Below are 23,685 nucleotides of genomic sequence, written 5' to 3'. Positions count from 1 at the left end.
GCCACCACGCTCGTCGCGACGGAAGCCGCCACCACGGTTGTCGCCGCCACGGTTGTCGTCACGACGGTCACGGTTGAAGCCACCGCCACGGTTGTCGTCGCGGCGGAAGCCACCACGCTCACCGCCACGGTCGTCACGACGCTCGAAAGAACGGCCACCACGGTCGCCACCACGCTCGTCGCGACGGAAGCCGCCACCACGGTTGTCGCCGCCACGGTTGTCGTCACGACGGTCACGGTTGAAGCCACCGCCACGGTTGTCGCGACGCTCCCGCTCGTAGTTGCCGCGCTCGTCGCGCTGCGGACGGCGGTTGTCGTACGAGGAGGAGCGCTCCTCGCGGACCGGGCGCTCGGCCACCTGCTGCTCGGCGACCGACGCGGCCTCGACGGCGGCCTCGGCGGCAGCGGCGGCCTCGGCCACCGCGGTCTCCGGGTCCTCGCCGCGCTCGCGGGCGGCACGCGCGGTGAGGCGGTCGGCCTCCTCGCGCAGCTCGGCGGCGCGACGGGTGGCGCGCTCCAGCTCCTTGGTGAGGTCCTTGACCTCACGCTCGGCCTGGGTCGCGGCGTTGCCCGCGGAGTCGGCCTGCACCTCGGTCATGGAGCGGGCGCCGGTGATCTCGGCGACCTCCGGCTCGAAGGTGCCGCCGCCGTTGATGATGTGGCGGCTGGCGTCGACGCCGGCGTCCTCCATGAGGCGGAAGATCTGGCGGCGCTGGTGCGGCAGCGAGAGGGACACGACCGTGCCGGAGCGGCCCGCGCGGGCGGTACGGCCGGAACGGTGCAGGTAGTCCTTGTGGTCGCCGGCCGGGTCCACGTTCAGGACCAGGTCGATGCCGTCGACGTGGATGCCGCGGGCGGCGACGTCGGTGGCGACGAGCGCGTTGACGTAGCCCTTCTTGAAGTCCTCGAGGACGCGCGTACGGGCGCCCTGCGTCATGCCGCCGTGCAGCGCGTCGGCCTTCACGCCCGAGTCACAGAGCTGCTCGGCGATGCGGTCGGCGCCCAGCTGGGTGCGGACGAAGATGATCGTGCGGCCCTTGCGCGCGGCGATGGCGGCCGTGACGGGCGCCTTGTCGCGGGGCTTCACGATGAGGATGTGGTGCGTCATGGTCGTGACGTTGCCCTGGGCGCTGTCGACCTCGTGCGTCACCGGGTTGTTCAGGTAGCGCTTGACCAGCGTGGAGATCTCGTTCTCCATGGTGGCCGAGAACAGCATGCGCTGGCCGCCGCCGGGAACCTGGTCGAGCAGCTCGGTGACCTCGGGCAGGAAGCCCAGGTCGGACATCTGGTCGGCCTCGTCGAGCACCGCGATCTGGGTGTTCTCGAGCGAGCAGGCGCCGCGGTTGATCAGGTCGCGCAGGCGGCCCGGGGTGGCGACGAGGATGTCGACGCCGCGCTCCAGGGCGTAGATCTGGTTGCTCATCGACGTACCGCCGCAGACGACCTTCATCTTCAGGCCGAGCACGTCGCCGTAGGGCTGGAGGGCGTCCGCGACCTGCATCGCGAGTTCACGGGTCGGCGTGAGGATGACGCCGCGGGGCTTCTTCTTCTCGGTGCGGCCCTCGGACGCCAGCGTCGCGAGCATCGGCAGACCGAAGGAGAGGGTCTTGCCGGAGCCGGTGCGGCCGCGGCCGAGGATGTCCTTGCCGGCCAGGGCGTCCGGGATGGTCGCGGCCTGGATCGGGAAGGGGGTGGTGACGCCGTTCTGCGCGAGCTTGCGGACGATGCCCTCGGGCAGACCGAGGTCGGTGAACGTGATCTCGGGCTCGGCGTCGGCCTCGGAGGCGTCGGCCTCGGGGGCTTCGGCGTCGGCTTCGGCGTCGGGGGTGACCTCGGTGACGTCCTGGGTCTCGACGACCGCGACCGGCTCGACGATCTCGGCGATGGCCTCTGTGGCCTCGCTCACGATGGTCTCGACGATCTCGTTCTCGGGCAGGACGGCGTGGTCAGAACTGAAAATGGACATGCGAAATGCGAAACCTTCCGGAGTCTCGGCACGCGCCCGTCAACTCCGTGATTTCGCAATGGACCGCCTCGATGCGGTCAGCCACGGCAAGGGAGAGTACGCGCCACGCGGCGCTCTTCTGTGTCGGCGCCGGGCAAATGGGATCAAACGATCTACCACCATACGCACCCCCCACCCCAAATGGCAAACCGCCCTCTTTCGGAGCCGCCGATCGGCTGCCGGGGACCGGCCGGAACCGGGCGGCCGAGCTACCTGGGCCGCGCTACCTCGGCCCCGCTTCCGGCGACGGCTCCCGCGTCGGGACCTCCGCGTTCCGCCGCTGCAGCTGGGGGTCCTGTCCCGACCCCTCCGACGAGGACGGTTCCGGAGTGGTCGGGTCCGCCGTCGGGGTCGGGGTGGGCTTCGGCGGGTCGGGCGGGGCGCTGGTCCGGGTGGGGGTCGGCTTCGGCCGCGTCGGCGCCGGGCGGCCCGGACCGCCCGTCCCGGCCGGCTTCACGTCGGCCGTGGCGGCGGACGACTCACCGGGCCCGGCGCCGCCCGCCCCGGAGTGGCCCGAGCGCGACGCGGCGCCCTTCCCGCGCCCCGCACCCTTGCCGTCCCCCGACCCCTTGCCCTTCCCCTTGCCCTTCCCGCCGCCCTTCCCGCGCTCGCCCCCGCCCGCGAGATCACCGCCCCGCGTCACGGAATCGCCGTCCGACGCGGCCGCCCCGCCGTGCCGCCCCGCGGACCGGCCGGGCCCCGGGGCGCCCCCGTCGTCACTGACGCTCATGCAGCCCGCGGTCGCCGCTACGGCCACCGCGACCGCGGCCCAACGGACGGGAACGTACAACTGGCGCACGGCCGAGCACCTCCTGAGGCGCTGAGAATCCAGACGCCCTGCCCAACTCCCACGGCCCGCAAGAAGACACGGAGGGCGCCCCGCCCGAGACCCCGTCCGCCGCTCGCCCGCACCCGCCCCGCGCACCGGCCCTGACGCCCTCGCTCACCCGTACCCGAGCGCGTGCAGCCGGGCGTCGTCGATCCCGAAGTGGTGGGCCACCTCGTGCACCACCGTGATCTCCGTCTCGGCGACCACCTCCTCGCGCGAGGCGCACATCCGGAGCGTCGGCCCCCGGTAGACGGTGATCCGGTCCGGCAGGACGCCCGCGTACCACTCGCCCCGGTCGGTCAGCGGAGTCCCCTCGTACAGCCCGAGCAGCTCGGGGTCGTCGGAGGGCGGCTCGTCCTCGACGAAGACGGCCACGTTGTCCATCAGCCGCGTCAATTCCGGCGGAATACGGTCGAGCGCCTCGCCGACCAGTTCCTCGAACTCCTCGCGCGTCATCTCCAGCACTCCCCCATTGTCGGCCACCGCACCGCCCCCGTCCCGGCATACCTGCCTCGCCAATTGGGCATACGGGACCAATGGCCCGCGACTTCACGGTCGTCCTGAAGGGCGTACGCGGGGTGGGCACCGCCCTCGTAGGCCACTACCGCGCTCGCCGCACCCACCCGACCCACGAGCTGATCAGCCCCCCGCACCCGTACGCGCGCGCCCTCGGCCTCGTCGCGGTCGTCCTCCTCGGCGCCTGGCTCGGCCTGCTCATCGTCGGCAGCGTCCGCGCGCCGGTCGGCCCGATGGACACCCGCATGACCCTGCGCCCGTCCGTGTCCGGCGGCACGAAGATCAACGTCTCCCCGCTCGGCGCCCTGGAACTCCGCTCGCACACCGCGCCCCTGCGCCTGGACGTCGATGTGGACCGCCTCGATCCGGTGCGGGCCCAGGCCCTGGTCGACCACCCCGAGCGGCTCGCGGGACTCCAGGAGGAGGTCGCGCGCGACGTCGGGCACGGCACGCTCGACCTCGCCGTACGCTCCTGCGTCGCCGTCGTCTCCGGCGCCACGGCGCTCGGCCTCGCCGTCTACCGCCGCCCCCGGCGCGCACTCGCCGCGGGCGGCCTTGCCCTCGGCCTCCTCGCGGCCTCGGGCACGGCGGCGTACGCCACCTGGAACCCGAAGTCCGTCCTGGAGCCGAAGTTCTCCGGCCTGCTCAGCAGCGCCCCCTCGGTCGTCGGCAACGCCCGCAGCATCGTCAGCGAATTCGACGTCTACCAGCAGGAGTTGGCGCGCCTTGTCACCAACGTGACCAAGCTCTACGACGTGACGTCCACCCTCCCCGCGTACCAGCCGGACCCCACCACGATGCGCGTCCTGCATGTCTCGGACATCCACCTGAACCCGGCGAGCTGGAAGATCATCTCCTCCCTCGTCGACCAGTACGACATCGACGTCATCGTCGACTCGGGCGACACCATGGACCACGGCTCGGCCACCGAGAACGGCTTCCTGGACCCCGTCGAGGACCTCGGCGCCCCCTACGTATGGGTTCGCGGCAACCACGACTCGCGCACCACCCAGCGCTACCTCGCGCGCTTCAAGAACGTCCACGTGCTCGACGACGGCAGGGCCGAGACCATCGCCGGCCTGCGCTTCGCCGGCATCGGCGACCCGCAGTACACCCCCGACCGCTCGGTCGAGGCCGAGGGTGACGCGGTCGAGCACATGGCGGGGATACGTCTCGCCTCCGCCCTGCGCGCCGAGCGGACGGCAGGCACCCCGGTCGACGTGGCGATCGCGCACAACCCGACGGCGGCGCGGGAGACGGACGGCGAGGTGCCGCTCGCCCTCGCGGGCCACGTGCACCACCAGGAGATGGACGTCATGGACGAGGGCACCCGGCTGCGCGTCGAGGGCTCGACGGGCGGCAGCGGGCTGCGCGCGGTCGAGGGGAAGTACCCGGATCCGGTCGAGGCGTCGGTGCTCTACCTGGACCGTACGACCAAGCGGCTGCAGGCCTGGGACGAGATCAAACTGGGCGGTCTCGGCCTGACGAAGGCCGAGGTCAGCCGCCATCTCCCCAAGGAGAACCGCCCCGGCGCACCCACCTCGCCGGCCGCCCCCACCCCGTCCGGCTAAACCGTTTTGGCGATAGCTCCCCGCATCCCATATGCTTCTCACGTCCCCGACGCGCTGCAAGGCGCACACGGCGGGCCTCTTAGCCCTCATCGTCTAGTGGCCCAGGACGCCGCCCTTTCAAGGCGGTAGCACGGGTTCGAATCCCGTTGGGGGCACGCAACATCGTGTGCGAGACTAGTGCTCGCACAACGCTTGGTCCTGTGGAGCAGTTTGGAGTGCTCGCCACCCTGTCAAGGTGGAGGCCGCGGGTTCAAATCCCGTCAGGACCGCTTGCGATTCCACGCGGATCGCGTGGCTGGGTAGCTCAGTTGGTACGAGCGATCGCCTGAAAAGCGATAGGTCGCCGGTTCGATCCCGGCCCCAGCCACCTCTTCCAGAAGCCCCGCCATCGGCGGGGCTTCTGTCGTTCCCGACCCCGTCACGCCCCCGCGTGGGCCGGCGCCGACACCCGGCCGCCCGGATGGCGGTGCCGCCACACCCAGAACACCGTCGAGGACACCAGCGCCCACGCGCCGAGCACCAGGAACGGGAAGGCGTGCTGGTGGCCGCCGAAGTAGACCGCCGTGTGCTGCGCGTTCACCGACGCCCCCGGCGGCAACCACTGCCCGATGTGCCCGAGCACCGAAGGAAGCAGCGGCCACGACACCGCGCCACCGGACGACGGGTTGCCGAGGAGCACCATCAGGCCCCACGTCGGGAGCATCGCCCAGCGCCCGAACAGCGTGTTGAACATCGTGAAGACCATGCCCGAAGCGAACATCGTCAGCGCCAGGATCAGCCAGGACTCGATGAAGGGAAGGTCCAGGGCGCCGAGCCACCAGTCCACGACCGCCGCGATGACGAACGCGCCGAGCAGCGCGTACAGGACGGTGAACCCGATCCGCTCGGCCGGGTTCAGGCCGCGTGCGTGGACGCTCAGCTGGATCGCCCCCACGAAGCCGATGATCACGGCGGCGAGGGAGATGTAGAAGATGGCGAGGCCCCGCGGGTCGCCCTCCTGGAGCGGCTTGACGTCCTTCACCGTGACGGGGACGCCGACCTTCTCGCCGACCTTCGGCGCGGTCTCCGCGAGGACCTGCGCGACGGAGGCGCCGGACGCCCCGGAGACGTCCAGCGTGACCTTGTCGCCGCCGCGGGCCACGTCCAGGATCGCGAAGACCTTCTGCTCCTCCACGTCCAGCCGCGCCGCTTCACGGGTGTCGTACCTGCGCACCTCCAGGGAGGCGTTCAGTGCCTTCTCCATGCCGTCGAGGAATGCCTTGCCGCGGGCGGAGTCGCCCTTGTCCTTGGCGTCGACCACCGCGGTGGGGATGTGGTGCGGGGTCGGTTTCGCCATGGAGAACGTGTACGAACCGGCGAAGAGCCCGGCGGCGGCCGCCAGGATGAACACCAGCACGATCGCGGGCAGGAAGGGCGACTGCTTGAACGCGTCCCACCGCTCGCCGCGGGTGGGAACGCGCCCGTGCGCGCCGTGCTGGTGTGCACCGTCGTGGTGTGCACCGTCGAGGTGTGCACCGTCCTGGTGAGGCTCCGGCTCATGATCAGGCATACGAATACGCTAAACCACGCATACGCATCCTTCTCACTTGATAACGGGCGAATCCTCGGTAATGGGCGAATCCTCGGTAACGGGCGAATCCGGCCTGTCGCTCTCGCGCCTGCGCCACCCGCGTACCCCGAGCACGGCCCCCACCAGCACCACGACCCCCACGAGCAGCACCGAGTCCGGCACCGCCCTGCCGAGGTCCCCCGCCCACTGCTCCACCGCGAAGGAGTCGTCGACGTCCAGGAGGCCGGGCAGCGCCGTCGTCCCGTCGTAGGCGAGGAACAGCGTCCCGAGCCCGACGAAGAACAGCCCCGAGAGCAGCGACGTCGTGTGCAGCTCGAACCGGCCGAGCCGGAACGTCCGCCCCCGAAGCCACCTGCGCCGCCCCAGGTCGAACCGCTCCCACAGCAGCGCGAGCAGGAAGAGCGGCACGGCCATCCCCAGCGCGTACACGGCGAGCAGCAGCCCTCCGTAGACCGGGCTCCCGCTCACCGCGGCCACCGTCAGGACGCTGCCGAGGATCGGCCCCGCGCAGAACCCGGCGAGCCCGTACACCGCCCCCAGCGCGTACACGGAGAGGGCGGTCGTCGGCCGGATCCGGCCCGAGAGCTCCGCCATCCTGCGCGAGGCGAACCCCATGCCGAGGATCTGCAGCACGCCGAGCCCGATGATCAGCCACCCGGCGGCGAGCACCAGCTGGTCGCGGTGGCCGAAGAAGAACCGCCCGGCGTAGGACCCGGCCGCGCCGAGCGGCACCAGCGTGGTCGCGAGCCCGGCGTAGAAGATTCCGGTGCGTGCGACGAGGCGCGAGGCCGAGTCGATCGAGTAGGCGAAGAAGGCCGGGAGCAGCAGTGCGCTGCACGGGCTGACGAGGGCGAGGAGACCGCCCAGGAACGCGGCGAAGTACCCGACGTCGGCGGTCACTTCTTCTTCCCCCCGCCCTGGGCCGAGGGCTTCGCGTTCTTCGCGGCCGTCTCGATCGCCTGGTGGAAGACGTGGTCCGGCTGGGCGCCCGAGACGGGCCGCCCGTTGATCAGGAAGGACGGCGTCGACGCGGCCCCGAGGCCGTACGCCTCCTCCTGGTCCTTGCGCACGGCGTCGCCCGCCGCGTCGCTCCCCGCGTCGGTGACGAACCGGCCGACGTCCTTGACGCCCGCCTCCTCGGCGAGCTCCTTCAGGCGGTCGTCGCCGAAGCCCTTCTCCTTGGACCCCTCGGCGTACGCGGCCTCGTGGAACTGCCAGAAGCGGCCCTGGCGCCCGGCCGCCCACGCGCCGCGCGCGGCCCGCTCGGAGTCCTTGCCGAAGATCGGGAAGTTGCGCCATTCGATGCGCAGGATGCCGTCGTCGACGTACTTCTTCACGAGGCCGGGCTCGGTGTCGCGGGCGAACTTCCCGCAGAAGCCGCACTTGAAGTCGGCGTACTCGACCATCACGACGGGCGCGTCGGCGCGCCCGCGCGCGAGCGGGTCCTTGGCGTCGCGCCGCGCGAGCTTCTCCAGCTCGGGATAGACGCCCGCCTGCGTCTCGGTGGAGGGCGCGGCGCCCGCGGCCTCCTCCTGGACGGTGGCGTCGCCGGAGTCCTCCGGCTTGGTCGCCGTGTACGAGGCGACGCCGAGCAGCAGCGCGGCGACGGCGATGCCCGCGCCGATGGCGATGTTGCGGCTCTTCCGGCGGTCGGCCCTGCCGCCGTTCGTGTTGCGGTTCTTGATGTCGTTCTTGATGTCGTTCTTGGGCATCGATGCGGTCTCTCTTGTCCTGTTGTACGTCTGCGTTGGGGCCCCTGGTCCGGACAGGGGCCTCCTACACGCGCAGGACCGAGAGATCGACGGGGGACGGCGCCACCAGCTCCGGCGGGCCACGCACCGGGGTCAGGTCGAGGACGGTTTGGTCGGCGCCCCACGAGCCGTCGGTGCCATGCGCCTCGTACAGCGCCGGCAGCAGTTCGTACGTGGAGCTGGAGCGCGGCGGCGACGCGGGGTGCTCCCCGCCGTCCTGCCGCCCGCCCTTGCCGCAGCCCGGCGGCGTGTCCTGTCCCGTCGCCGGGTGCGCCGCCACGGGCTGCGCGGCGGCCACCGCGGGCACGGAGCGCGCCGCCACCACCGGCGCGCAGAACATCCCGACCAGTACGAGCAGCGCCCCGAGCAGGAGGCACCACGGCGTACGGGTACGGGACAACATGCCCGGAATCGTACGTGCCGGGGCGGCCCCGGGGAGAAATCGGTTCGCCACTGCCGAGCCGCGGGTGAGATCCTGGACCCCGTATGTCTACGCAGCCCGTCCTCACCCTCGACGCCCTCGCCCCCCGCCTGACCGAGCTCTCGCTGCGCGACGAGCACCGGATCGGCCGGCGGCTGGAGGGTGCCCGCCGGATCCGCAAGCCCGAGGCCCGCGCCGCCGTCCTCGCCGAGATCGCGGCGGACGTGGAGAAGGCCGGGGCGCGGATGGCCGAGCGCGGCTCCCGCGTGCCCGCGATCACGTATCCGGAGCAGCTGCCGGTCAGCCAGAAGAAGGACGAGATCGCCGAGGCGATCCGCGACCACCAGGTCGTGATCGTCGCGGGCGAGACCGGCTCGGGCAAGACCACGCAGATCCCCAAGATCTGCATGGAGCTCGGCCGGGGCGTGCGCGGCATGATCGGGCACACGCAGCCCCGCCGCATCGCGGCCCGTACGGTCGCCGAGCGCGTCGCCGAGGAGCTGAACACCCCGCTCGGCGAGGCCGTCGGCTGGAAGGTCCGCTTCACCGACCAGGTCGGCGCGGACACGTACGTGAAGCTGATGACGGACGGCATCCTGCTGGCCGAGATCCAGACGGACCGCGAGCTGCGCGCGTACGACACGATCATCATCGACGAGGCCCACGAGCGCTCGCTCAACATCGACTTCCTCCTGGGCTACCTCGCCCAGCTCCTGCCCAGGCGCCCGGACCTGAAGGTCGTGATCACCTCCGCGACCATCGACCCCGAGCGGTTCTCGCGGCACTTCGGGGACGCCCCGATCGTCGAGGTCTCCGGGCGGACGTATCCGGTCGAGGTCCGCTACCGCCCCCTCCTCGAAGAGGAGGGGGACGATTCCGACCGCGACCAGATCACGGCGATCACCGACGCCGTCGAGGAGCTCCAGGCCGAGGGCAAGGGCGACATCCTCGTCTTCCTCTCCGGGGAGCGCGAGATCCGGGACACGGCGGACGCGCTGAACAAGAAGAACTACCGGTTCACCGAGGTCCTGCCGCTCTACGCCCGGCTCTCGCACGCCGAGCAGCACCGCGTCTTCCAGCCCCACACGGGCAGACGGATCGTCCTCGCGACGAACGTCGCCGAGACGTCCCTGACGGTCCCCGGCATCAAGTACGTGATCGACCCGGGCACGGCCCGCATCTCCCGCTACAGCCACCGCACGAAGGTGCAGCGCCTGCCCATCGAGGCGATCAGCCAGGCCAGCGCCAACCAGCGCAAGGGCCGCTGCGGCCGTACGTCGGACGGCATCTGCATCCGGCTGTACAGCGAGGACGACTTTCTCTCGCGCCCCGAGTTCACGGACGCGGAGATCCTGCGCACCAACCTCGCCTCCGTCATCCTCCAGATGACCGCCGCCGGTCTCGGCGACATCGAGAAGTTCCCCTTCATCGACCCGCCGGACCACCGCAACATCCGCGACGGCGTACAGCTCCTCCAGGAGCTCGGCGCGCTGGACCCGGGCCAGAAGGACCCGAAGAAGCGGCTCACCGAGCAGGGCCGCAAGCTCAGCCAGCTGCCCGTCGACCCCCGGCTCGCCCGGATGGTCCTGGAGGCCGACAAGAACGGCTGCGTGCGCGAGGTCATGGTGATCGCCGCCGCACTCTCCATCCAGGACCCGCGCGAGCGCCCCGCCGAGAAGCAGGCGCAGGCCGACCAGCAGCACGCCCGCTTCAAGGACGAGACGAGCGACTTCCTCGCCTACCTGAACCTCTGGCGGTACGTCCGCGAGCAGCAGAAGGAGCGCGGCTCGTCATCCTTCCGGCGCATGTGCAAGGCGGAGTACCTGAACTTCCTGCGCATCCGCGAGTGGCAGGACATCTACACGCAGTTGCGGACGGTCGCCAAGCAGATGGGCATCCATCTCAACGAGGACGACGCCCCCGAGCAGCACGTCCACATCTCCCTCCTCGCCGGCCTGCTCTCCCACATCGGGATGAAGGACGTGAAGGAGTCGAAGGAGAGCAGGGCCGCCAAGGAGAACGACCCGAAGCAGCGCGGCGGGCGCAACGAGTACATCGGCGCCCGCAACGCCAAGTTCGCGATCTTCCCCGGTTCGGCCCTCTTCAAGAAGCCCCCTCGCTTCATCATGTCGGCCGAGCTCGTCGAGACCTCCCGCCTCTGGGCCCGGGTCAACGCGCGCATCGAGCCGGAGTGGGTCGAGCCGCTCGCCCAGCACCTCGTGAAGCGCACGTACAGCGAGCCGCACTGGGAGAAGGACCAGGCGGCGGTCATGGCGGTCGAGAAGGTCACGCTGTACGGCGTCCCGATCGTCACCGACCGCAAGGTGAACTACGGCCGCGTCGACCCCGAGGTCTCCCGCGACCTGTTCATCCGCAACGCGCTGGTCGAGGGCGACTGGCGCACGCACCACAAGTTCTTCGCCGCCAACCGCAAGCTGCTCACCGAGGTCGAGGAGCTGGAGCACCGCGCGCGGCGCCGCGACATCCTCGTCGACGACGAGACGCTCTTCGACTTCTACGACCAGCGGGTGCCCGCGGACGTCGTGTCCGGCGCGCACTTCGACTCCTGGTGGAAGAAGAAGCAGCGCGAGGAGCCCGAACTGCTCGACTTCGAGCGGTCGATGCTGATCAACGAGCGGGCGGGTGACGTCTCCAAGGACGACTACCCCGACTCGTGGCGCCAGGGGCAGCTCAAGTTCAGGGTGACGTACCAGTTCGAGCCGGGCGCGGACGCGGACGGCGTCACGGTCCACATACCGCTCCAGGTCCTGAACCAGGTGACGGACGACGGCTTCGACTGGCAGATTCCTGGCCTGCGCGAGGAGGTCGTGATCGAACTGATCCGCTCCCTGCCGAAGCCGATCCGCCGCAACTACGTCCCCGCGCCCAACTTCGCCAAGGCGTTCCTTGAGCGTGCGGTCCCGCTCCAGGAGCCGCTGCACGTGACGCTGGCGCGGGAGCTCCAGCGTATGGTCGGGGTGCCGGTCTCCCCGGACGACTTCGACCTCACGCGCGTACCGGACCATCTGAAGATCACGTTCCGGATCACCGACGAGCGGCGCAGGAAGCTCGCCGAGGACAAGGACCTGGAAGCGCTGAAGCTGCGGCTGAAGCCGAAGGCCCGCAAGGCGCTCTCGCAGGCGGCCGCGGCGACGGCGGAGCGCACGGGCTCCTCCGCGGTCGAGCGGACCGGTCTGACCGACTGGACCCTCGGCACGCTCTCGCGCGTCTTCGAGACCCGCCGGGCCGGCCAGCCCGTGAAGGCGTACCCGGCGCTCGTGGACGACGGCGACACCGTCTCCGTACGCCTCTTCGACACCGAGGCGGAGCAGCAGCAGGCGATGTGGCGCGGCACCCGGCGCCTCATCCTGCGCAACATCCCGGTGAATCCGGCCAAGTTCGCCTCGGACAAGCTGACCAACGTCCAGAAGATCGCCCTGTCCGCGAACCCGCACGGCTCCGTCCAGGCCCTCTTCGACGACTGCGCGACGGCCGCGGCCGACAAGCTGATCGCGGACTTCGGCGGGCCGGTCTGGGACGAGGAGTCCTACCGCAAGCTTTTCGACAAGGTGCGCGCCGGGATCGTCGACACGACGGTGCGCGCGGCCGGCCAGGTCCAGCAGGTCCTCGCCGCCTGGCAGGCCTGCGAGGGCCGCCTGAAGTCGACGAGGAGCGCGGTGCTGCTCGCCAATCTCGCGGACGTGCGGGAACAGTTGAACTCCCTGATCAAACCGGGCTTCGTGACGGAGACGGGGCTGCGTCGGCTGCCGGACCTGATGCGGTACATGGTGGCGGCGGACCGGCGGCTCCAGCAGATGCCGACCAGCGTCCAGCGGGACACCAGCCGCATGGAGAAGGTCCACGAGATGCGCGACGAGTACCTGTGGCTGCTCGAACAGCTGCCCAAGGGCAGGCCCGTTCCGCAGGAGGTCCTGGAGATCCGCTGGATGATCGAGGAGCTCCGCGTCAGCTACTTCGCGCACGCGCTCGGCACGGCGTACCCGGTCTCGGACAAGCGGATCGTGAAGGCGATCGACGCTGCCGCACCGTGACGGACAGAGCGCACAGGGTGAGTTCGACCGCCGGGCCTGCACTGCTGTAGAGTCCTGTCTCGCAGCGCAACGCAGCACTGGGTCAATATCCGACTCCGTGGCGCGGGCGCCGCGAAGCAAGGTCCTGTGGAGCAGTTTGGAGTGCTCGCCACCCTGTCAAGGTGGAGGCCGCGGGTTCAAATCCCGTCAGGACCGCAGCAGGACAACGGGCCGCATCCCTTGAGGATGCGGCCCGTTGTCGTACCCGCGACCTTGACTGCGTCACATTCCACCGGTACCCCGGAGAACAGGGGGCCGGCGGGAAGCCCCCCAGGAGGTGACGCATGTCTGCTTCTCCGACGTCCGCACGGCACGAGACGCGCGCCCTGCTGCGCGCACACCTCGCAGCGGCCACCAGCTACCGCCATCTGACCCGGCACTGCCCGATCTGCCACCGGCTGCTGAGGCTCGCCCTGGAGCCCTCTCAGCCGGTCCAGGACGAACGCCGGGCGCCCGAGGCCGCCTTCGTGGCGGAGAACGCCCCAGAGGGCGTCTCCGGCACCAACTCCGGCCCTCCGCCCGCCACCCGGCCCACCGAGGACGAAAGTCCCCCCAACGCATGACCAAAGACGCGGCGCCACCCACCCCCGCCAGTGGGAGGCTGAGAGCGGAAGGCCTTCGAGAACCACCGCGGCCCCTTTAGCGCAGTGGTGTCGTGCGCAACAAGCTTCACGACGTGTGACGGGTGTCACCGAAACGGTTTGAAGAACCCCGGAACTTACACCCTTCCTACAACGAGCCAATTTAATATGTGCAATTGCACCACCCCCCGGGCGGCGCCCCTGGCCACTCCCAGCCGCCCCCCGAAGACTCCCCAGAGACCAACAGGTGCGCTCACGGACCCGCTCACCAGCGCATCCTCGGCGCACAAAAAAGATCGCGCTGGACCCGGCGGAGTCCAGCGCGATCGAACGACGCACCCAGGTGGTGTCAGGCGTGGTTCCCGTTGGGGCGGGACCCGCGTCGCGTGTAGCCATATGTCGGACGTACGACCAGGTTGGGGGACCCGGCAGTAGTGGTGCTCTTCGCCCGAGTTGTGCGAGTTACTGCTGGTTGAGCGGTACTTCAGGCCTCGCTGCGCTGCTGCGGAATACCCGCGAGCAGTGCGCGGACCTCAGCCTCGCGGTAACGGCGGTGTCCGCCGAGCGTGCGGATCGACGTGAGCTTGCCAGCCTTCGCCCAGCGCGTGACCGTCTTCGGGTCGACGCGGAACATCGTGGCGACCTCAGCCGGGGTCAGCAGCGGCTCGGCATCAGGGGTGCGAGCGGTCATGAGCGGCCTCCTCGGGAGAACCGAACCTTCTCGGTTCATTCCTCTAAATTCTGCACCTTGACCCGCGTTGCCCGAAATGGCGGACGCGAGTCGAGTCGGTTATAGGACGAACGGCTTGTCCTCGGCACTACAACTACACCATCCGTCCAGCCGCGTCGGCCAAACCGATGGAATTGCCCTCCCAGGTGTTCATCACCGACGGAAGCCGATGGACCATGCCATAGCGGACAGTCACGCCACAGTGACGATCAGTCACAGAGCGATCAGGAGTCAACAGGACCCCCCATAGAGTGCATTGCCGAGCATTCCGCCCATAGTTGGGCGGAAGGAGCCCTCCCCGGACTCCTTGTCCTATTTTGGCATGAGGAGGGGTGATCGGCGCAAGAGCCCCGTAAGTGCTGTCCATCACGCTTGAGGCAAAGGCCCGGATCGGGACCTACGTCCCGACGGAGGAGACGCCGGGCTCCGACAGGGGGAAACACCGGGCTCCGGCAGACCTCAGTTCGCGAACTGGAGGTCCCGGACCGCCCGCCATCGCTCCACGAGCCTCGCATACGCCTCGCCGGCCGCCTCGCCGTCACCGTCGCGCAGCGCCTCGATCCCCTCGGCCACGTCCGCCGCCGAGTGGTCCTCGTCGAGCTCGTCCGCCGCGACCGCGTGCACGAGCCCGCCGTAGTCGAGCTCGACCAGGGACCGCGGGTGGAACTCCTCCAGCCACCGCCCCACATCCATGAGCCCGTCGATGAGTGGCCCCTCGTCCAGCGCCTCCCGCAGCACCTTCAGGCCCCGCGCGACCCGGCGCCGGGCCTGCACCATCGGGGTGCGGTACCGCAGGGCGGGCACGGCGCCCTCCCCCTTCTGCTCCTTCTCGCGGCTCTCACGGCTCCGCTCCTCGTCGGAGAAGAGCACGAACCAGTGCAGCGGCACCTGCCAGGTGGACGTGCGGATCCAGGGGCGGGCGTCGGGGTTGCGGGCCAGCCACCGCTCGTAGTCCGCTGCCGTCTGGCGGCGCAGCACCGGCGGCAGGACCGCGTCGAGCACCGGCATCGGCAACTGCCCGGTCAGCTCCCCCATGGCCTGCCAGCCGCGCAGCCGGGTCCGCCAAGGGCAGACGCACAGCACCCCGTCGACCTCCACCACGAAGGCGTCGCCGCTCTCGTGCACCGGCACGGGCACCGGCGGCGTGGGCAGCAGGTCGGCCAGCGAGCGGCGCAGTTCGTCCTGGTAGGAGGGGAGTTCTTGGCGGCGGGCGTAGCGCGCCCAGTGGCCGCGCTCCGGCTCGGGGAAGGCGGCAAGCGGCTCGTACACACGCAGGTAGGCCGCATACGGGACCGATACCGATGACACCTTGGGCACGGCAGCTCTCTCCCCCACGTACCAGCTGGAAAACACTGCACAGCGTGCCATGGCCGGACTCCGCCGCGCCCGCTCCCGCTCCGCCGGTACTCCGGGAGAGGGTGATCCTCGGCACCGGGCGGTCAAGGGCGGTGGACAACCTTTAGTCTCATGCCCATCGGGCCCCCGCCACCCGTACGGGAGCCCGTCCGACCGCCGCCACTTGACCGGGAGTCACCACAGTGACCGAAGCAGACAACGGCGTCCTGCACACCCTGTTCCACTCGGAGCAGGGGGGCCACGAGCAAGTAGTGCTCTGCCAGGACCGAGCCAGCGGCCTCAAGGCCGTCATCGCCATCCACAGCACCGCCCTGGGCCCCGCCCTCGGCGGGACCCGCTTCTATCCGTACGCGACCGAGGAAGAGGCCGTCGCCGACGTCCTGAACCTGTCGCGCGGGATGTCGTACAAGAACGCCATGGCCGGCCTCGACCACGGCGGCGGCAAGGCCGTGATCATCGGCGATCCCGAGCGGATCAAGACCGAGGAGCTGCTCCTCGCCTTCGGCCGCTGTGTCGCCTCGCTCGGCGGCCGGTACGTGACGGCCTGCGACGTCGGCACGTACGTCGCCGACATGGACGTGGTGGCCCGCGAGTGCCGCTGGACCACCGGGCGCTCCCCCGAGAACGGCGGCGCGGGCGACTCCTCCGTACTCACCGCCTTCGGTGTCTTCCAGGGCATGCGGGCCAGCGCGCAGCACCTGTGGGGCGACCCGACGCTGCGCGGGCGCAAGGTCGGCGTCGCGGGCGTGGGCAAGGTCGGCCACCACCTGGTGGAACACCTGCTGCGGGACGGCGCCGAGGTCGTGATCACCGACGTGCGCGAGGAGTCGGTGAACCGGATCGTTCAGAAGCACCCTTCGGTGACCGCGGTGGCGGACACCGACGCGCTGATCCGGACCGAGGGCCTCGACATCTACGCGCCGTGCGCGCTCGGCGGCGCGCTCGACGACGACACGGTGCCCGTCCTCACCGCGAAGGTGGTGTGCGGCGCCGCCAACAACCAGCTCGCGCACCCCGGTGTGGAGAAGGACCTCGCCGACCGGTCGATCCTCTACGCGCCGGACTACGTGGTGAACGCGGGCGGCGTGATCCAGGTCGCCGACGAGCTGCACGGCTTCGACTTCGACCGGTGCAAGGCAAAGGCGTCGAAGATCTTCGACACCACGCTCGCCATATTCGCTCGGGCAAAGGAAGACGGCATTCCGCCGGCCGCCGCGGCCGACAGGATCGCCGAGCAGCGAATCTCCGACGCACGCGCGGAGACATCCGGAATGTGAGGTTCCGCCCCCTCATGAGGCTTTGACAGGGCCCCGTCGACACCCGGGGAGAGACAAGACTCACCCCCGTCGGCGGGTCGCCCGGCAAGAAGAGGTTAAAATCGCAGTTGACCAGCGAGGACGGGGCTCCTCGCGGGTTCTGCGCCGAGGCGCGTCCTGCGGGCGACGTACCGTATGGCCGCAGGAGCAGGTACCGTGGAAGCCCTACGGACCGGTCTCTCCACGGAGAGTCCGTTCCAGATCATGAACGCGTGTCAAGACTCTGGGGCCGTCGAGCCCCGTATCCGAGGGGGTCGAGCCATGGGGCGCGGCCGGGCAAAGGCCAAGCAGACGAAGGTCGCCCGCCAGCTGAAGTACAGCAGCGGCGGGACTGACCTCTCGCGTCTGGCCAATGAGCTGGGCGCTTCGACTTCGCAACAGCCGCCTAATGGCGAGCCGTTCGAGGACGACGACGAGGAAGACGACCCGTACGCCCAGTACGCGGATCTGTATAACGACGACGAGGACGAGGACTCCGACGAGTCCGGTCCGTCGTCGCAGCGCCGCGGCGCTTGACCTCGTTGCATACGCAGCATCTGGCGTTGTCTACGCGGCCTTCGCAGTTCGCGTAGCAACCGCACTTCACCCGGTCCGGGGTGGTCACCACCCCGGACCGGGTTTTGTGCTGCCTCGGGGCCGCCCGCTTGCACAAGGGGCCCGCCAGGGGGCTACTTCGCGTAGTCGCCGATGAGCTCGGCGCCCGTCGCGTGGTCACCGCGGTCGGTGATCTCGCCCGCGACCCAGGCGTCCACGCCGCGGTCCGCGAGGGTGGTGAGCGCCGCGTCCGCCGACTCCTCGGGGACGATCGCCATCATGCCGACGCCCATGTTCAGCGTCTTCTCCAGCTCCAGGCGCTCGACCCGGCCGGCCGCGCCCACCACGTCGAAGACCGCGCCCGGCGCCCAGGTCCCGCGGTCCACGATCGCGTGCAGGCCGTCCGGGATGACCCGGGCGAGGTTCGCCGCGAGGCCGCCGCCGGTGATGTGGCTGAAGGCGTGCACGTCCGTGGTGCGGGTGAGCGCCAGACAGTCGAGCGAGTAGATCTTGGTGGGCTCCAGGAGCTCCTCGCCGAGCGTGCGCCCGAACTCCTCGACCCGGCGGTCCAGGGCCCAGCCCGCGCGGTCGAAGACCACGTGCCGGACGAGCGAGTACCCGTTCGAGTGAAGACCGGAGGACGCCATCGCGATCACCGCGTCACCCTTACGGATGCGATCGGCGCCGAGGAGGCGGTCGGCCTCGACGGCGCCCGTGCCGGCGCCCGCGACATCGAAGTCGTCCGGGCCGAGCAGGCCCGGGTGCTCCGCGGTCTCGCCGCCGACCAGCGAGCACCCGGCGAGGACACAGCCCTCGGCGATGCCCTTCACGATGGCGGCGACGCGCTCGGGGTGGACCTTGCCGACGCAGATGTAGTCGGTCATGAAGAGCGGCTCGGCGCCGCACACGACGATGTCGTCCATGACCATCGCGACGAGGTCGTGGCCGATGGTGTCGTAGACGCCCATCTGACGCGCGATGTCGACCTTGGTGCCGACGCCGTCGGTCGCCGAGGCGAGGAGGGGGCGCTCGAAGCGCTTGAGGGCGGAGGCGTCGAAGAGGCCGGCGAAACCGCCGAGGCCGCCGAGGCCCGCGACCTCGGGCCGCTGGGTCTTCCTGACCCACTCCTTCATCAGCTCGACGGCGCGGTCGCCCGCCTCGATGTCTACGCCTGCGGCTGCGTAGCTGGCACCAGTGGTCTCGGGCATGGTGATTGAGAGCTTTCGTGTCGTCACTACGTGAGGCTTACGGGCGACGGATCGCGTCGGCCGCTGCCGTGGAAGCCGGTCCCGCGGCGAGCTCCGTCTCCAGGAGCTGCTTGCCGAGCAGTTCGGGGTCGGGCAGGTCCATCGGGTACTCGCCGTCGAAGCAGGCGCGGCAGAGGTTCGGCTTGTCGATGGTCGTGGCCTCGATCATGCCGTCGATGGAGATGTACGAGAGGGAGTCGGCGCCCATCGAGGTACCGATCTCCTCGATGGTCATGCCGTTGGCGATGAGCTCCGCGCGGGTCGCGAAGTCGATGCCGAAGAAGCAGGGCCACTTCACGGGCGGCGAGGAGATCCGGATGTGGATCTCGGCGGCGCCCGCCTCGCGGAGCATCTTGACCAGGGCGCGCTGGGTGTTGCCGCGGACGATCGAGTCGTCGACGACGACCAGCCGCTTGCCCTTGATGACTTCCTTGAGGGGGTTCAGCTTGAGGCGGATGCCGAGCTGCCGGATCGTCTGCGAGGGCTGGATGAAGGTCCTGCCGACGTAGGCGTTCTTGACCAGGCCCGCGCCGAAGGGGATGCCGGACGCCTCCGCGTACCCGATCGCGGCAGGGGTGCCGGATTCGGGCGTCGCTATGACGAGGTCCGCCTCGACGGGGGCTTCCTTGGCGAGTTTCCGGCCCATCTCGACGCGCGAGAGGTAGACGTTCCGGCCCGCGATGTCCGTGTCGGGGCGCGCCAGATAGACGTACTCGAAGACACAGCCCTTGGGCTTCGCTTCTGCGAATCTAGACGTTCGCAGTCCATTCTCGTCGATCGCGACGAACTCGCCGGGCTCGATCTCGCGGACGAAGCTCGCGCCGCAGATGTCGAGCGCCGCGGACTCCGAGGCGACGACCCAGCCGCGCTCCAGGCGGCCGAGGACCAGCGGGCGGATGCCCTGCGGGTCGCGGGCCGCGTACAGCGTGTGCTCGTTCATGAAGACGAGGGAGAAGGCGCCCTGCACGTCCGGGAGGACCTTGGTGGCCGCTTCCTCGATCGTCAGCGGCTTGCCGTCGTCGTCCACCTGGCCCGCGAGGAGAGCCGTCACCAGGTCGGTGTCGTTGGTCGCGGCGACCTGGGTCGCGCGGCCGTTCTCCTTCGGGAGTTCGGCGACCAGCTCGGCGAGCTGGGCCGTGTTGACGAGGTTGCCGTTGTGCCCGAGCGCGATGGAGCCGTGCGCGGTGGCACGGAACGTCGGCTGGGCGTTCTCCCAGACGGAGGCGCCAGTGGTCGAGTAGCGGGCGTGACCGACCGCGATATGACCCTGGAGCGAGCCGAGAGAGGTTTCGTCGAAGACCTGGGAAACGAGGCCCATGTCCTTGAAGACGAGGATCTGGGAGCCGTTGCTGACCGCGATTCCCGCGGATTCCTGGCCCCGATGCTGGAGGGCGTAGAGCCCGAAGTAAGTGAGCTTTGCGACCTCTTCGCCCGGAGCCCAGACACCGAAGACGCCACAAGCGTCCTGGGGGCCTTTCTCGCCGGGGAGCAGATCGTGATTGAGTCGACCGTCACCACGTGGCACGTCTTCGAGTGTAGGCGAGATCGACCACTGGTCCGAATTGGGGATGCGAGCCCTGCACGGACGGTAGCCGTGGCGCGGTCCCGGCCCCGGCCGAGTGCGAAGTCCACGTGAACAGACGGGCCCTTTCGTTGACACCTACAAGCGCACTCGGACAGGCTCCGGCGCATGCCGCCCACCACTGACCCGACGGTCCTGCTCGTGGCGCGCCGCCACGTGGACCTGGTCCGTGTGGCGAGCGCGATCTGTCGCAGCACCACCTGAACGCACCCCTTTCCCCACCCTTCTCCGGGCATGTGACGCCGTGCTGCGCCGTGCCCCGTTCAGGAGCGCGCTGTGTCTTCCTACAACCCTGGGTCGGCTGCCGAAAGCCTTCGGTCCAAGCTGTCCCGACGTGCCTTCGGCGGTGTCGTCGGCGCCTCCGCGACCGCCGCCGCGGTCGGTCTTCCCGCCACCGGGGCGCGGGCCGACGCCGCCCACGAGGAGCGGCCTTTCCGGGCCGCCGCGCACCGGCAGGCCAAGCGGCCGAACATCCTCTTCATCCTCGGCGACGACCTCGGCTGGGCCGACCTGTCCTCGTACGGCTCGCCGCACATCAGGACGCCGAACCTGGACCGCCTCGCCCGCCAGGGCGTGCGGTTCACGGACGCCTACTCCGGCTCCGCGACCTGCTCGCCCACCCGCTTCAGCCTGTACACCGGCCGCTTCCCCGGGCGTACGAAGGGCGGCCTCGCGGAACCGATAGCCGACAAGTCCGTGGGCCTCGCCCCGACCCACCCGACGCTCGCCTCGCTGCTGCGCGACTCCGGGTACGCGACCGCGCTGATCGGGAAGTGGCACTGCGGCTACCTGCCGGACTACTCGCCCACCAAGTCGGGCTGGGACGAGTTCTTCGGGAACTTCGGCGGCGCCCTGGAGTACTACTCGAAACTGGGGCTCGGCGGGGAGTACGACCTGTACGAGGGCGATGTCCGCGAGGGCGACGCCGAGTACAAGGACCTGCGGTACTACACGCGGATCCTGACCGAGCGCGCGAGCGCCTACGTACGGCGCGACCACGGCGGCACCCCCTGGCTGCTCAACCTCAACTTCACCACCCCGCACTGGCCGTGGATCGCGGACGGCGACGAGGAGGAGAGCGCCGAGATCGTCCGCAGGATCAAGGCGGGCGAGCAGGGGGCGCTGTGGCATCAGGACGGCGGCTCCGTGGCGAAGTACACCGAGATGGTCGAGGACCTGGACCGGTCGGTCGGTGAGGTGCTGCGCGCGCTGAAGGCGTCCGGGCAGGAGCGCGACACCCTGGTCTTCTTCGCCTCCGACAACGGCGGCGAGCGCTTCTCGTACAACTGGCCGCTGTCCGGCAACAAGGGCTCGCTCAAGGAGGGCGGCATCCGGGTGCCGACCATCGTGCGGTGGCCCGCGCGGCTCGACGGCGGGCAGGTCAGCCACGAGCCCGTGTACACGCCGGACTGGACGGCGACCCTCCTGGAGATCGCCGGGGCCCGGCCGGACCGCGCGTATCCGCTGGACGGCACGAGCCTCGCCCCCTACCTGCTGAGGGGCGAGAAGATCGCCGAACGCGAGCTGTTCTGGCGGGTGCGCGGGGAGCGGGCGCTGCGGCGGGGCAACTGGAAGTACTACCGGGGCAAGGGCGGGGCGGACCAGCTGTACGACCTCGCGGCCGACCGGCGCGAGCAGGCGGACCGCGCCGCCGCGGAACCGAAGCTGCTGGCCGAGCTGAAGGGGGCCTGGGAGCGGACGGACAAGGGGTTGCTGCCGTATCCGGGGGCGTAGGGGGGCGTAGGGGGGCGCGGAGTGTGAGGGCTGTGGGCTTGTGGGCGGACTTCGCCGCGCCCCGTCCCCTCCCCGCTACTTCTTCGCGTCCTTCCGGCCCGCCTCCGCGCTGATCACCGTGCCGTCGGCGGCGGTGAGCCTCAGCGTGCCCTGCTTCACCTCGTAGCGCGCCGTGCCGTCGAACAGCTTGAGCAGCTTGCGCTCGGTCGTCATCGCGTCGCCGGGGCACATCTTCCGGGTGGTCGCGGGCGGCCCGAAGGTGATCCGGCCGTCCTCGGCCTCGGCCTCGGCCGTGACGTCGTTGCAGCCGAGGTTGCCGCGCACCTTGCCGTCCTTGCCGAAGGTGAGGTGGACCTTGCCGTCCAGCGACTTCGGCAGCGTCGCGGCCGTCCGGGCGTCGCCGACGCCGCTCACCGCCCACTTGGTGCCGGTGAGCGGGGCGGCGGGCTCGGCGGGGCGTGAGGTGAAGTCCACGCGGTCTCCATCGGACGTGCTGAGGGTCATGCGGTCGCCTTCGGTCCTCGCGGTGAACTTCTCCTCGCCGAGGGTGCGCAGGAGTTCCTTCTCGAACGCCATGCGGCCGTCGTCCGTGCAGGCCCGCTTCGTCATCAGCGGCTTGCCGAAGTGGACGGTGTCGCCCTTGACGGACACGTCGGAGCTCACGCCGTTGCAGCCGTAGCTGCCAACGGCCCGCCCGTCCTTGCCGATCTTCAGGTAGGCGTCCCGCGGTGCGACGCGCTTCTTGCCGTCCGCGGTGAGGCTCTCGACGTGCCAGCGGACGCCGGTGAGGGACGGCCCGTCCGCCACGGAACGGCCGCCGGAGTCGCTGTCGGAACCGGCCCCGGACTCGGTGCCGCATGCGGTGAGCAGCAGCCCGGCGGAGGCCAGCGCGGTCAGGGTGAGGGTCAGACGCTGCGTGTGCATGACGATGTGACGGGACAAGTGGGGGTCCCGGTTCCACGACCGGACCGATGACCGGATCGACGACCGATTCCCCGACCGGTTCCCTCGCCGAGTCCCCACCGGTTCACGCCCCGCACCGCTACCCCATGACCGGCAGCAGCTCCGACAGATCCGCCCGCTCCCCGCTCGCGCTGACCCGCGCCGCGTCGAGCGCCGTCGCCCACTCGGTCCGCCCGGTCGCGAGGCGGATCCAGGTGAGCGGGTCGGTCTCGACGACGTTGGGCGGGGTGCCGCGGGTGTGCCGCGGGCCCGCCACGCACTGCACGACCGCGTAGGGCGGCACCCGAACCTCCGTCGAGGCGCCCGGTGCCTTGATCGCGAGGGCGTCCGCGAGCAGCCGGGCGCAGGCGGCCAGGGCCTGGCGGTCGTACGGGACGTCGAGGCCCGGCACCGCGTCGTTCAAGTCGTCGGTGTGAACGATGAGTTCGACGGTGCGGGTGACGAGGAAGTCGCCGAGGGTCATGGCGCCGAAGCGCATCGGGACCAGGCGCTCGTCCGGGGTGCCGGGCAGGGACTCCTCGATCCCGGCGAGCGTGCGCGTGAACAGTTCGTCGAGGCCCGTGCCCGCGGCCTCGGCGATCTCACGGGTGTCCAGGTCGACCTGGACGGCGGCGGTGACCGTCGCGAACGGCCAGTCCATGAGCGCCACTTCGTGCCGTTCCGGTTCCGGCATGCCGAGGTAGCGGTGGACGGTGCCGAGGACCATCGCGATGTGGGCCGCCAGTTCGCGCACGGTCCAGTCGCCGAGCCGGGTCGGGCGGGCGAGCTGCTCGGGGGTCAGGGTGCGGACCGCCTCGCAGACGTTGCCGAACTGGGCGAGGACGGCGGAGCGGATCTTCACGGAGTCGTACGAGCGCAAGCGCTTCTTGGCCGGGGGCATGGTGCTGAG

General features: G+C 70.4%; 20 protein-coding genes and 4 tRNA genes. 11 read left to right on the top strand and 13 right to left on the bottom strand.

The genetic code is table 11. From position 1 onward, the window contains the following. From AC07DI_RS26480 to AC07DI_RS26470, 3 genes are all read right to left on the bottom strand, one after another. A partial coding sequence (locus tag AC07DI_RS26480; RefSeq protein ID WP_478906348.1) for a DEAD/DEAH box helicase occupies positions 1-1,965 on the bottom strand: 1,965 nt, incomplete at its 3' end. 262 nt (positions 1,966-2,227) lie between these two features. Further along, the gene (locus tag AC07DI_RS26475; RefSeq protein ID WP_478906346.1) at positions 2,228-2,803 is read right to left on the bottom strand and encodes a hypothetical protein; all 576 of its coding nucleotides are present in this window, start codon (positions 2,801-2,803) and stop codon (positions 2,228-2,230) included. A 144-nt stretch (positions 2,804-2,947) separates the two neighbouring features. Beyond that, positions 2,948-3,298 carry a metallopeptidase family protein gene (locus AC07DI_RS26470; RefSeq protein ID WP_478906344.1) on the bottom strand — a complete coding sequence of 117 codons (351 nt, stop codon included), beginning with the start codon at positions 3,296-3,298 and terminating at the stop codon, positions 2,948-2,950. A 71-nt stretch (positions 3,299-3,369) separates the two neighbouring features. Between AC07DI_RS26470 and AC07DI_RS26465 the strand changes: the two genes are divergently transcribed. The 4 genes from AC07DI_RS26465 to AC07DI_RS26450 all read left to right on the top strand — a co-directional run bounded on the left by AC07DI_RS26465 (position 3,370) and on the right by AC07DI_RS26450 (position 5,287). Further along, positions 3,370-4,920, top strand: a complete 1,551-nt coding sequence (locus tag AC07DI_RS26465; RefSeq protein WP_478906343.1) for a metallophosphoesterase family protein — start codon at positions 3,370-3,372, stop codon at positions 4,918-4,920. 82 nt (positions 4,921-5,002) lie between these two features. Then, positions 5,003-5,075: transfer RNA gene (locus AC07DI_RS26460), tRNA-Glu, on the top strand. Between the two features lie 39 nt (positions 5,076-5,114). Next, a tRNA-Asp gene (locus AC07DI_RS26455) sits at positions 5,115-5,189 on the top strand. Positions 5,190-5,213: 24 nt separating this feature from the next. Beyond that, a tRNA-Phe gene (locus AC07DI_RS26450) sits at positions 5,214-5,287 on the top strand. A 51-nt stretch (positions 5,288-5,338) separates the two neighbouring features. Here AC07DI_RS26450 and AC07DI_RS26445 read toward each other — a convergent pair. The 4 genes from AC07DI_RS26445 to AC07DI_RS26430 all read right to left on the bottom strand — a co-directional run bounded on the left by AC07DI_RS26445 (position 5,339) and on the right by AC07DI_RS26430 (position 8,644). Further along, a complete protein-coding gene (locus AC07DI_RS26445) occupies positions 5,339-6,469 on the bottom strand; it encodes an ABC transporter permease (protein ID WP_384256083.1) in 1,131 nt (376 codons plus the stop codon). A 33-nt stretch (positions 6,470-6,502) separates the two neighbouring features. Further along, positions 6,503-7,390: a cytochrome c biogenesis CcdA family protein gene (locus tag AC07DI_RS26440; RefSeq protein ID WP_384256080.1), complete on the bottom strand. Its 888-nt coding sequence runs from the start codon at positions 7,388-7,390 to the stop codon at positions 6,503-6,505. After that, positions 7,387-8,202, bottom strand: coding sequence for a DsbA family protein (locus AC07DI_RS26435; RefSeq protein ID WP_478906341.1), 816 nt, complete (start codon positions 8,200-8,202; stop codon positions 7,387-7,389). The genes AC07DI_RS26440 and AC07DI_RS26435 overlap by 4 nt, the downstream gene beginning before the upstream one ends. A gap of 64 nt (positions 8,203-8,266) precedes the next feature. After that, a complete protein-coding gene (locus tag AC07DI_RS26430) occupies positions 8,267-8,644 on the bottom strand; it encodes a hypothetical protein (protein ID WP_478906340.1) in 378 nt (125 codons plus the stop codon). An 83-nt stretch (positions 8,645-8,727) separates the two neighbouring features. Here AC07DI_RS26430 and hrpA point away from each other — a divergent pair, with 83 nt between their 5' ends. From hrpA to AC07DI_RS26415, 3 genes are all read left to right on the top strand, one after another. Then, the gene (gene hrpA, locus AC07DI_RS26425) at positions 8,728-12,714 is read left to right on the top strand and encodes an ATP-dependent RNA helicase HrpA (RefSeq protein ID WP_478906339.1); all 3,987 of its coding nucleotides are present in this window, start codon (positions 8,728-8,730) and stop codon (positions 12,712-12,714) included. Positions 12,715-12,834: 120 nt separating this feature from the next. Next, positions 12,835-12,909 (top strand) — tRNA-Asp (locus AC07DI_RS26420). Positions 12,910-13,037: 128 nt separating this feature from the next. After that, on the top strand, positions 13,038-13,316 hold the full coding sequence (locus AC07DI_RS26415; RefSeq protein ID WP_384256071.1) for a DUF6274 family protein: 279 nt from the start codon (positions 13,038-13,040) through the stop codon (positions 13,314-13,316). A gap of 502 nt (positions 13,317-13,818) precedes the next feature. Here AC07DI_RS26415 and bldC read toward each other — a convergent pair. After that, on the bottom strand, positions 13,819-14,025 hold the full coding sequence (gene bldC / locus AC07DI_RS26410) for a developmental transcriptional regulator BldC (RefSeq protein WP_003949541.1): 207 nt from the start codon (positions 14,023-14,025) through the stop codon (positions 13,819-13,821). Between the two features lie 498 nt (positions 14,026-14,523). Then, positions 14,524-15,381 carry a DUF8083 family protein gene (locus tag AC07DI_RS26405; RefSeq protein ID WP_478906338.1) on the bottom strand — a complete coding sequence of 286 codons (858 nt, stop codon included), beginning with the start codon at positions 15,379-15,381 and terminating at the stop codon, positions 14,524-14,526. 221 nt (positions 15,382-15,602) lie between these two features. On the opposite strand from AC07DI_RS26405, the gene AC07DI_RS26400 reads away from it, so the two are divergent. Both AC07DI_RS26400 and AC07DI_RS26395 read left to right on the top strand, forming a co-directional pair. Next, positions 15,603-16,697: a Leu/Phe/Val dehydrogenase gene (locus AC07DI_RS26400; RefSeq protein ID WP_478906337.1), complete on the top strand. Its 1,095-nt coding sequence runs from the start codon at positions 15,603-15,605 to the stop codon at positions 16,695-16,697. Positions 16,698-16,997: 300 nt separating this feature from the next. Continuing rightward, the gene (locus AC07DI_RS26395; RefSeq protein ID WP_055568369.1) at positions 16,998-17,252 is read left to right on the top strand and encodes a DUF3073 domain-containing protein; all 255 of its coding nucleotides are present in this window, start codon (positions 16,998-17,000) and stop codon (positions 17,250-17,252) included. A 152-nt stretch (positions 17,253-17,404) separates the two neighbouring features. On the opposite strand, the gene purM is transcribed toward AC07DI_RS26395, so the two are convergent. Then, positions 17,405-18,478 carry a phosphoribosylformylglycinamidine cyclo-ligase gene (gene purM / locus AC07DI_RS26390; protein WP_478906336.1) on the bottom strand — a complete coding sequence of 358 codons (1,074 nt, stop codon included), beginning with the start codon at positions 18,476-18,478 and terminating at the stop codon, positions 17,405-17,407. A 37-nt stretch (positions 18,479-18,515) separates the two neighbouring features. Next, positions 18,516-20,042 (bottom strand): amidophosphoribosyltransferase, encoded by a 1,527-nt coding sequence (purF, locus tag AC07DI_RS26385; RefSeq protein WP_478906335.1) that lies wholly within the window; start codon positions 20,040-20,042, stop codon positions 18,516-18,518. 165 nt (positions 20,043-20,207) lie between these two features. On the opposite strand from purF, the gene AC07DI_RS26380 reads away from it, so the two are divergent. Both AC07DI_RS26380 and AC07DI_RS26375 read left to right on the top strand, forming a co-directional pair. Continuing rightward, positions 20,208-20,303, top strand: coding sequence for a putative leader peptide (locus AC07DI_RS26380; protein ID WP_384256059.1), 96 nt, complete (start codon positions 20,208-20,210; stop codon positions 20,301-20,303). 72 nt (positions 20,304-20,375) lie between these two features. Further along, on the top strand, positions 20,376-21,833 hold the full coding sequence (locus AC07DI_RS26375; protein WP_478906334.1) for a sulfatase family protein: 1,458 nt from the start codon (positions 20,376-20,378) through the stop codon (positions 21,831-21,833). A gap of 75 nt (positions 21,834-21,908) precedes the next feature. On the opposite strand, the gene AC07DI_RS26370 is transcribed toward AC07DI_RS26375, so the two are convergent. Beyond that, positions 21,909-22,757 (bottom strand): META domain-containing protein, encoded by an 849-nt coding sequence (locus tag AC07DI_RS26370; RefSeq protein ID WP_478906333.1) that lies wholly within the window; start codon positions 22,755-22,757, stop codon positions 21,909-21,911. 118 nt (positions 22,758-22,875) lie between these two features. Beyond that, positions 22,876-23,676, bottom strand: a complete 801-nt coding sequence (locus AC07DI_RS26365) for a maleylpyruvate isomerase family mycothiol-dependent enzyme (protein WP_478906332.1) — start codon at positions 23,674-23,676, stop codon at positions 22,876-22,878. Positions 23,677-23,685: the final 9 nt, after the last annotated feature.

The sequence above is a fragment of the Streptomyces sp. NPDC044106 genome (genome assembly GCF_056433985.1).
Note: the sequence above shows the minus strand (reverse complement) of the source record. Positions and strands in the feature narration are given on the sequence as shown.

Excerpts from the sequence above, each read along its gene's own strand:
- AC07DI_RS26445 (WP_384256083.1), bottom strand. The coding sequence starts at position 6,469 with ATGCCTGATCATGAGCCGGAGCCTCACCAGGACGGTGCACACCTCGAC.
- AC07DI_RS26435 (WP_478906341.1), bottom strand. The coding sequence starts at position 8,202 with ATGCCCAAGAACGACATCAAGAACGACATCAAGAACCGCAACACGAAC.
- AC07DI_RS26395 (WP_055568369.1), top strand. The coding sequence starts at position 16,998 with ATGGGGCGCGGCCGGGCAAAGGCCAAGCAGACGAAGGTCGCCCGCCAG.
- AC07DI_RS26370 (WP_478906333.1), bottom strand. The coding sequence starts at position 22,757 with ATGCACACGCAGCGTCTGACCCTCACCCTGACCGCGCTGGCCTCCGCC.
- AC07DI_RS26365 (WP_478906332.1), bottom strand. The coding sequence starts at position 23,676 with ATGCCCCCGGCCAAGAAGCGCTTGCGCTCGTACGACTCCGTGAAGATC.
- AC07DI_RS26415 (WP_384256071.1), top strand. The coding sequence starts at position 13,038 with ATGTCTGCTTCTCCGACGTCCGCACGGCACGAGACGCGCGCCCTGCTG.
- bldC (WP_003949541.1), bottom strand. The coding sequence starts at position 14,025 with ATGACCGCTCGCACCCCTGATGCCGAGCCGCTGCTGACCCCGGCTGAG.
- AC07DI_RS26465 (WP_478906343.1), top strand. The coding sequence starts at position 3,370 with ATGGCCCGCGACTTCACGGTCGTCCTGAAGGGCGTACGCGGGGTGGGC.
- AC07DI_RS26380 (WP_384256059.1), top strand. The coding sequence starts at position 20,208 with ATGCCGCCCACCACTGACCCGACGGTCCTGCTCGTGGCGCGCCGCCAC.
- AC07DI_RS26430 (WP_478906340.1), bottom strand. The coding sequence starts at position 8,644 with ATGTTGTCCCGTACCCGTACGCCGTGGTGCCTCCTGCTCGGGGCGCTG.
- hrpA (WP_478906339.1), top strand. The coding sequence starts at position 8,728 with ATGTCTACGCAGCCCGTCCTCACCCTCGACGCCCTCGCCCCCCGCCTG.
- purM (WP_478906336.1), bottom strand. The coding sequence starts at position 18,478 with ATGCCCGAGACCACTGGTGCCAGCTACGCAGCCGCAGGCGTAGACATC.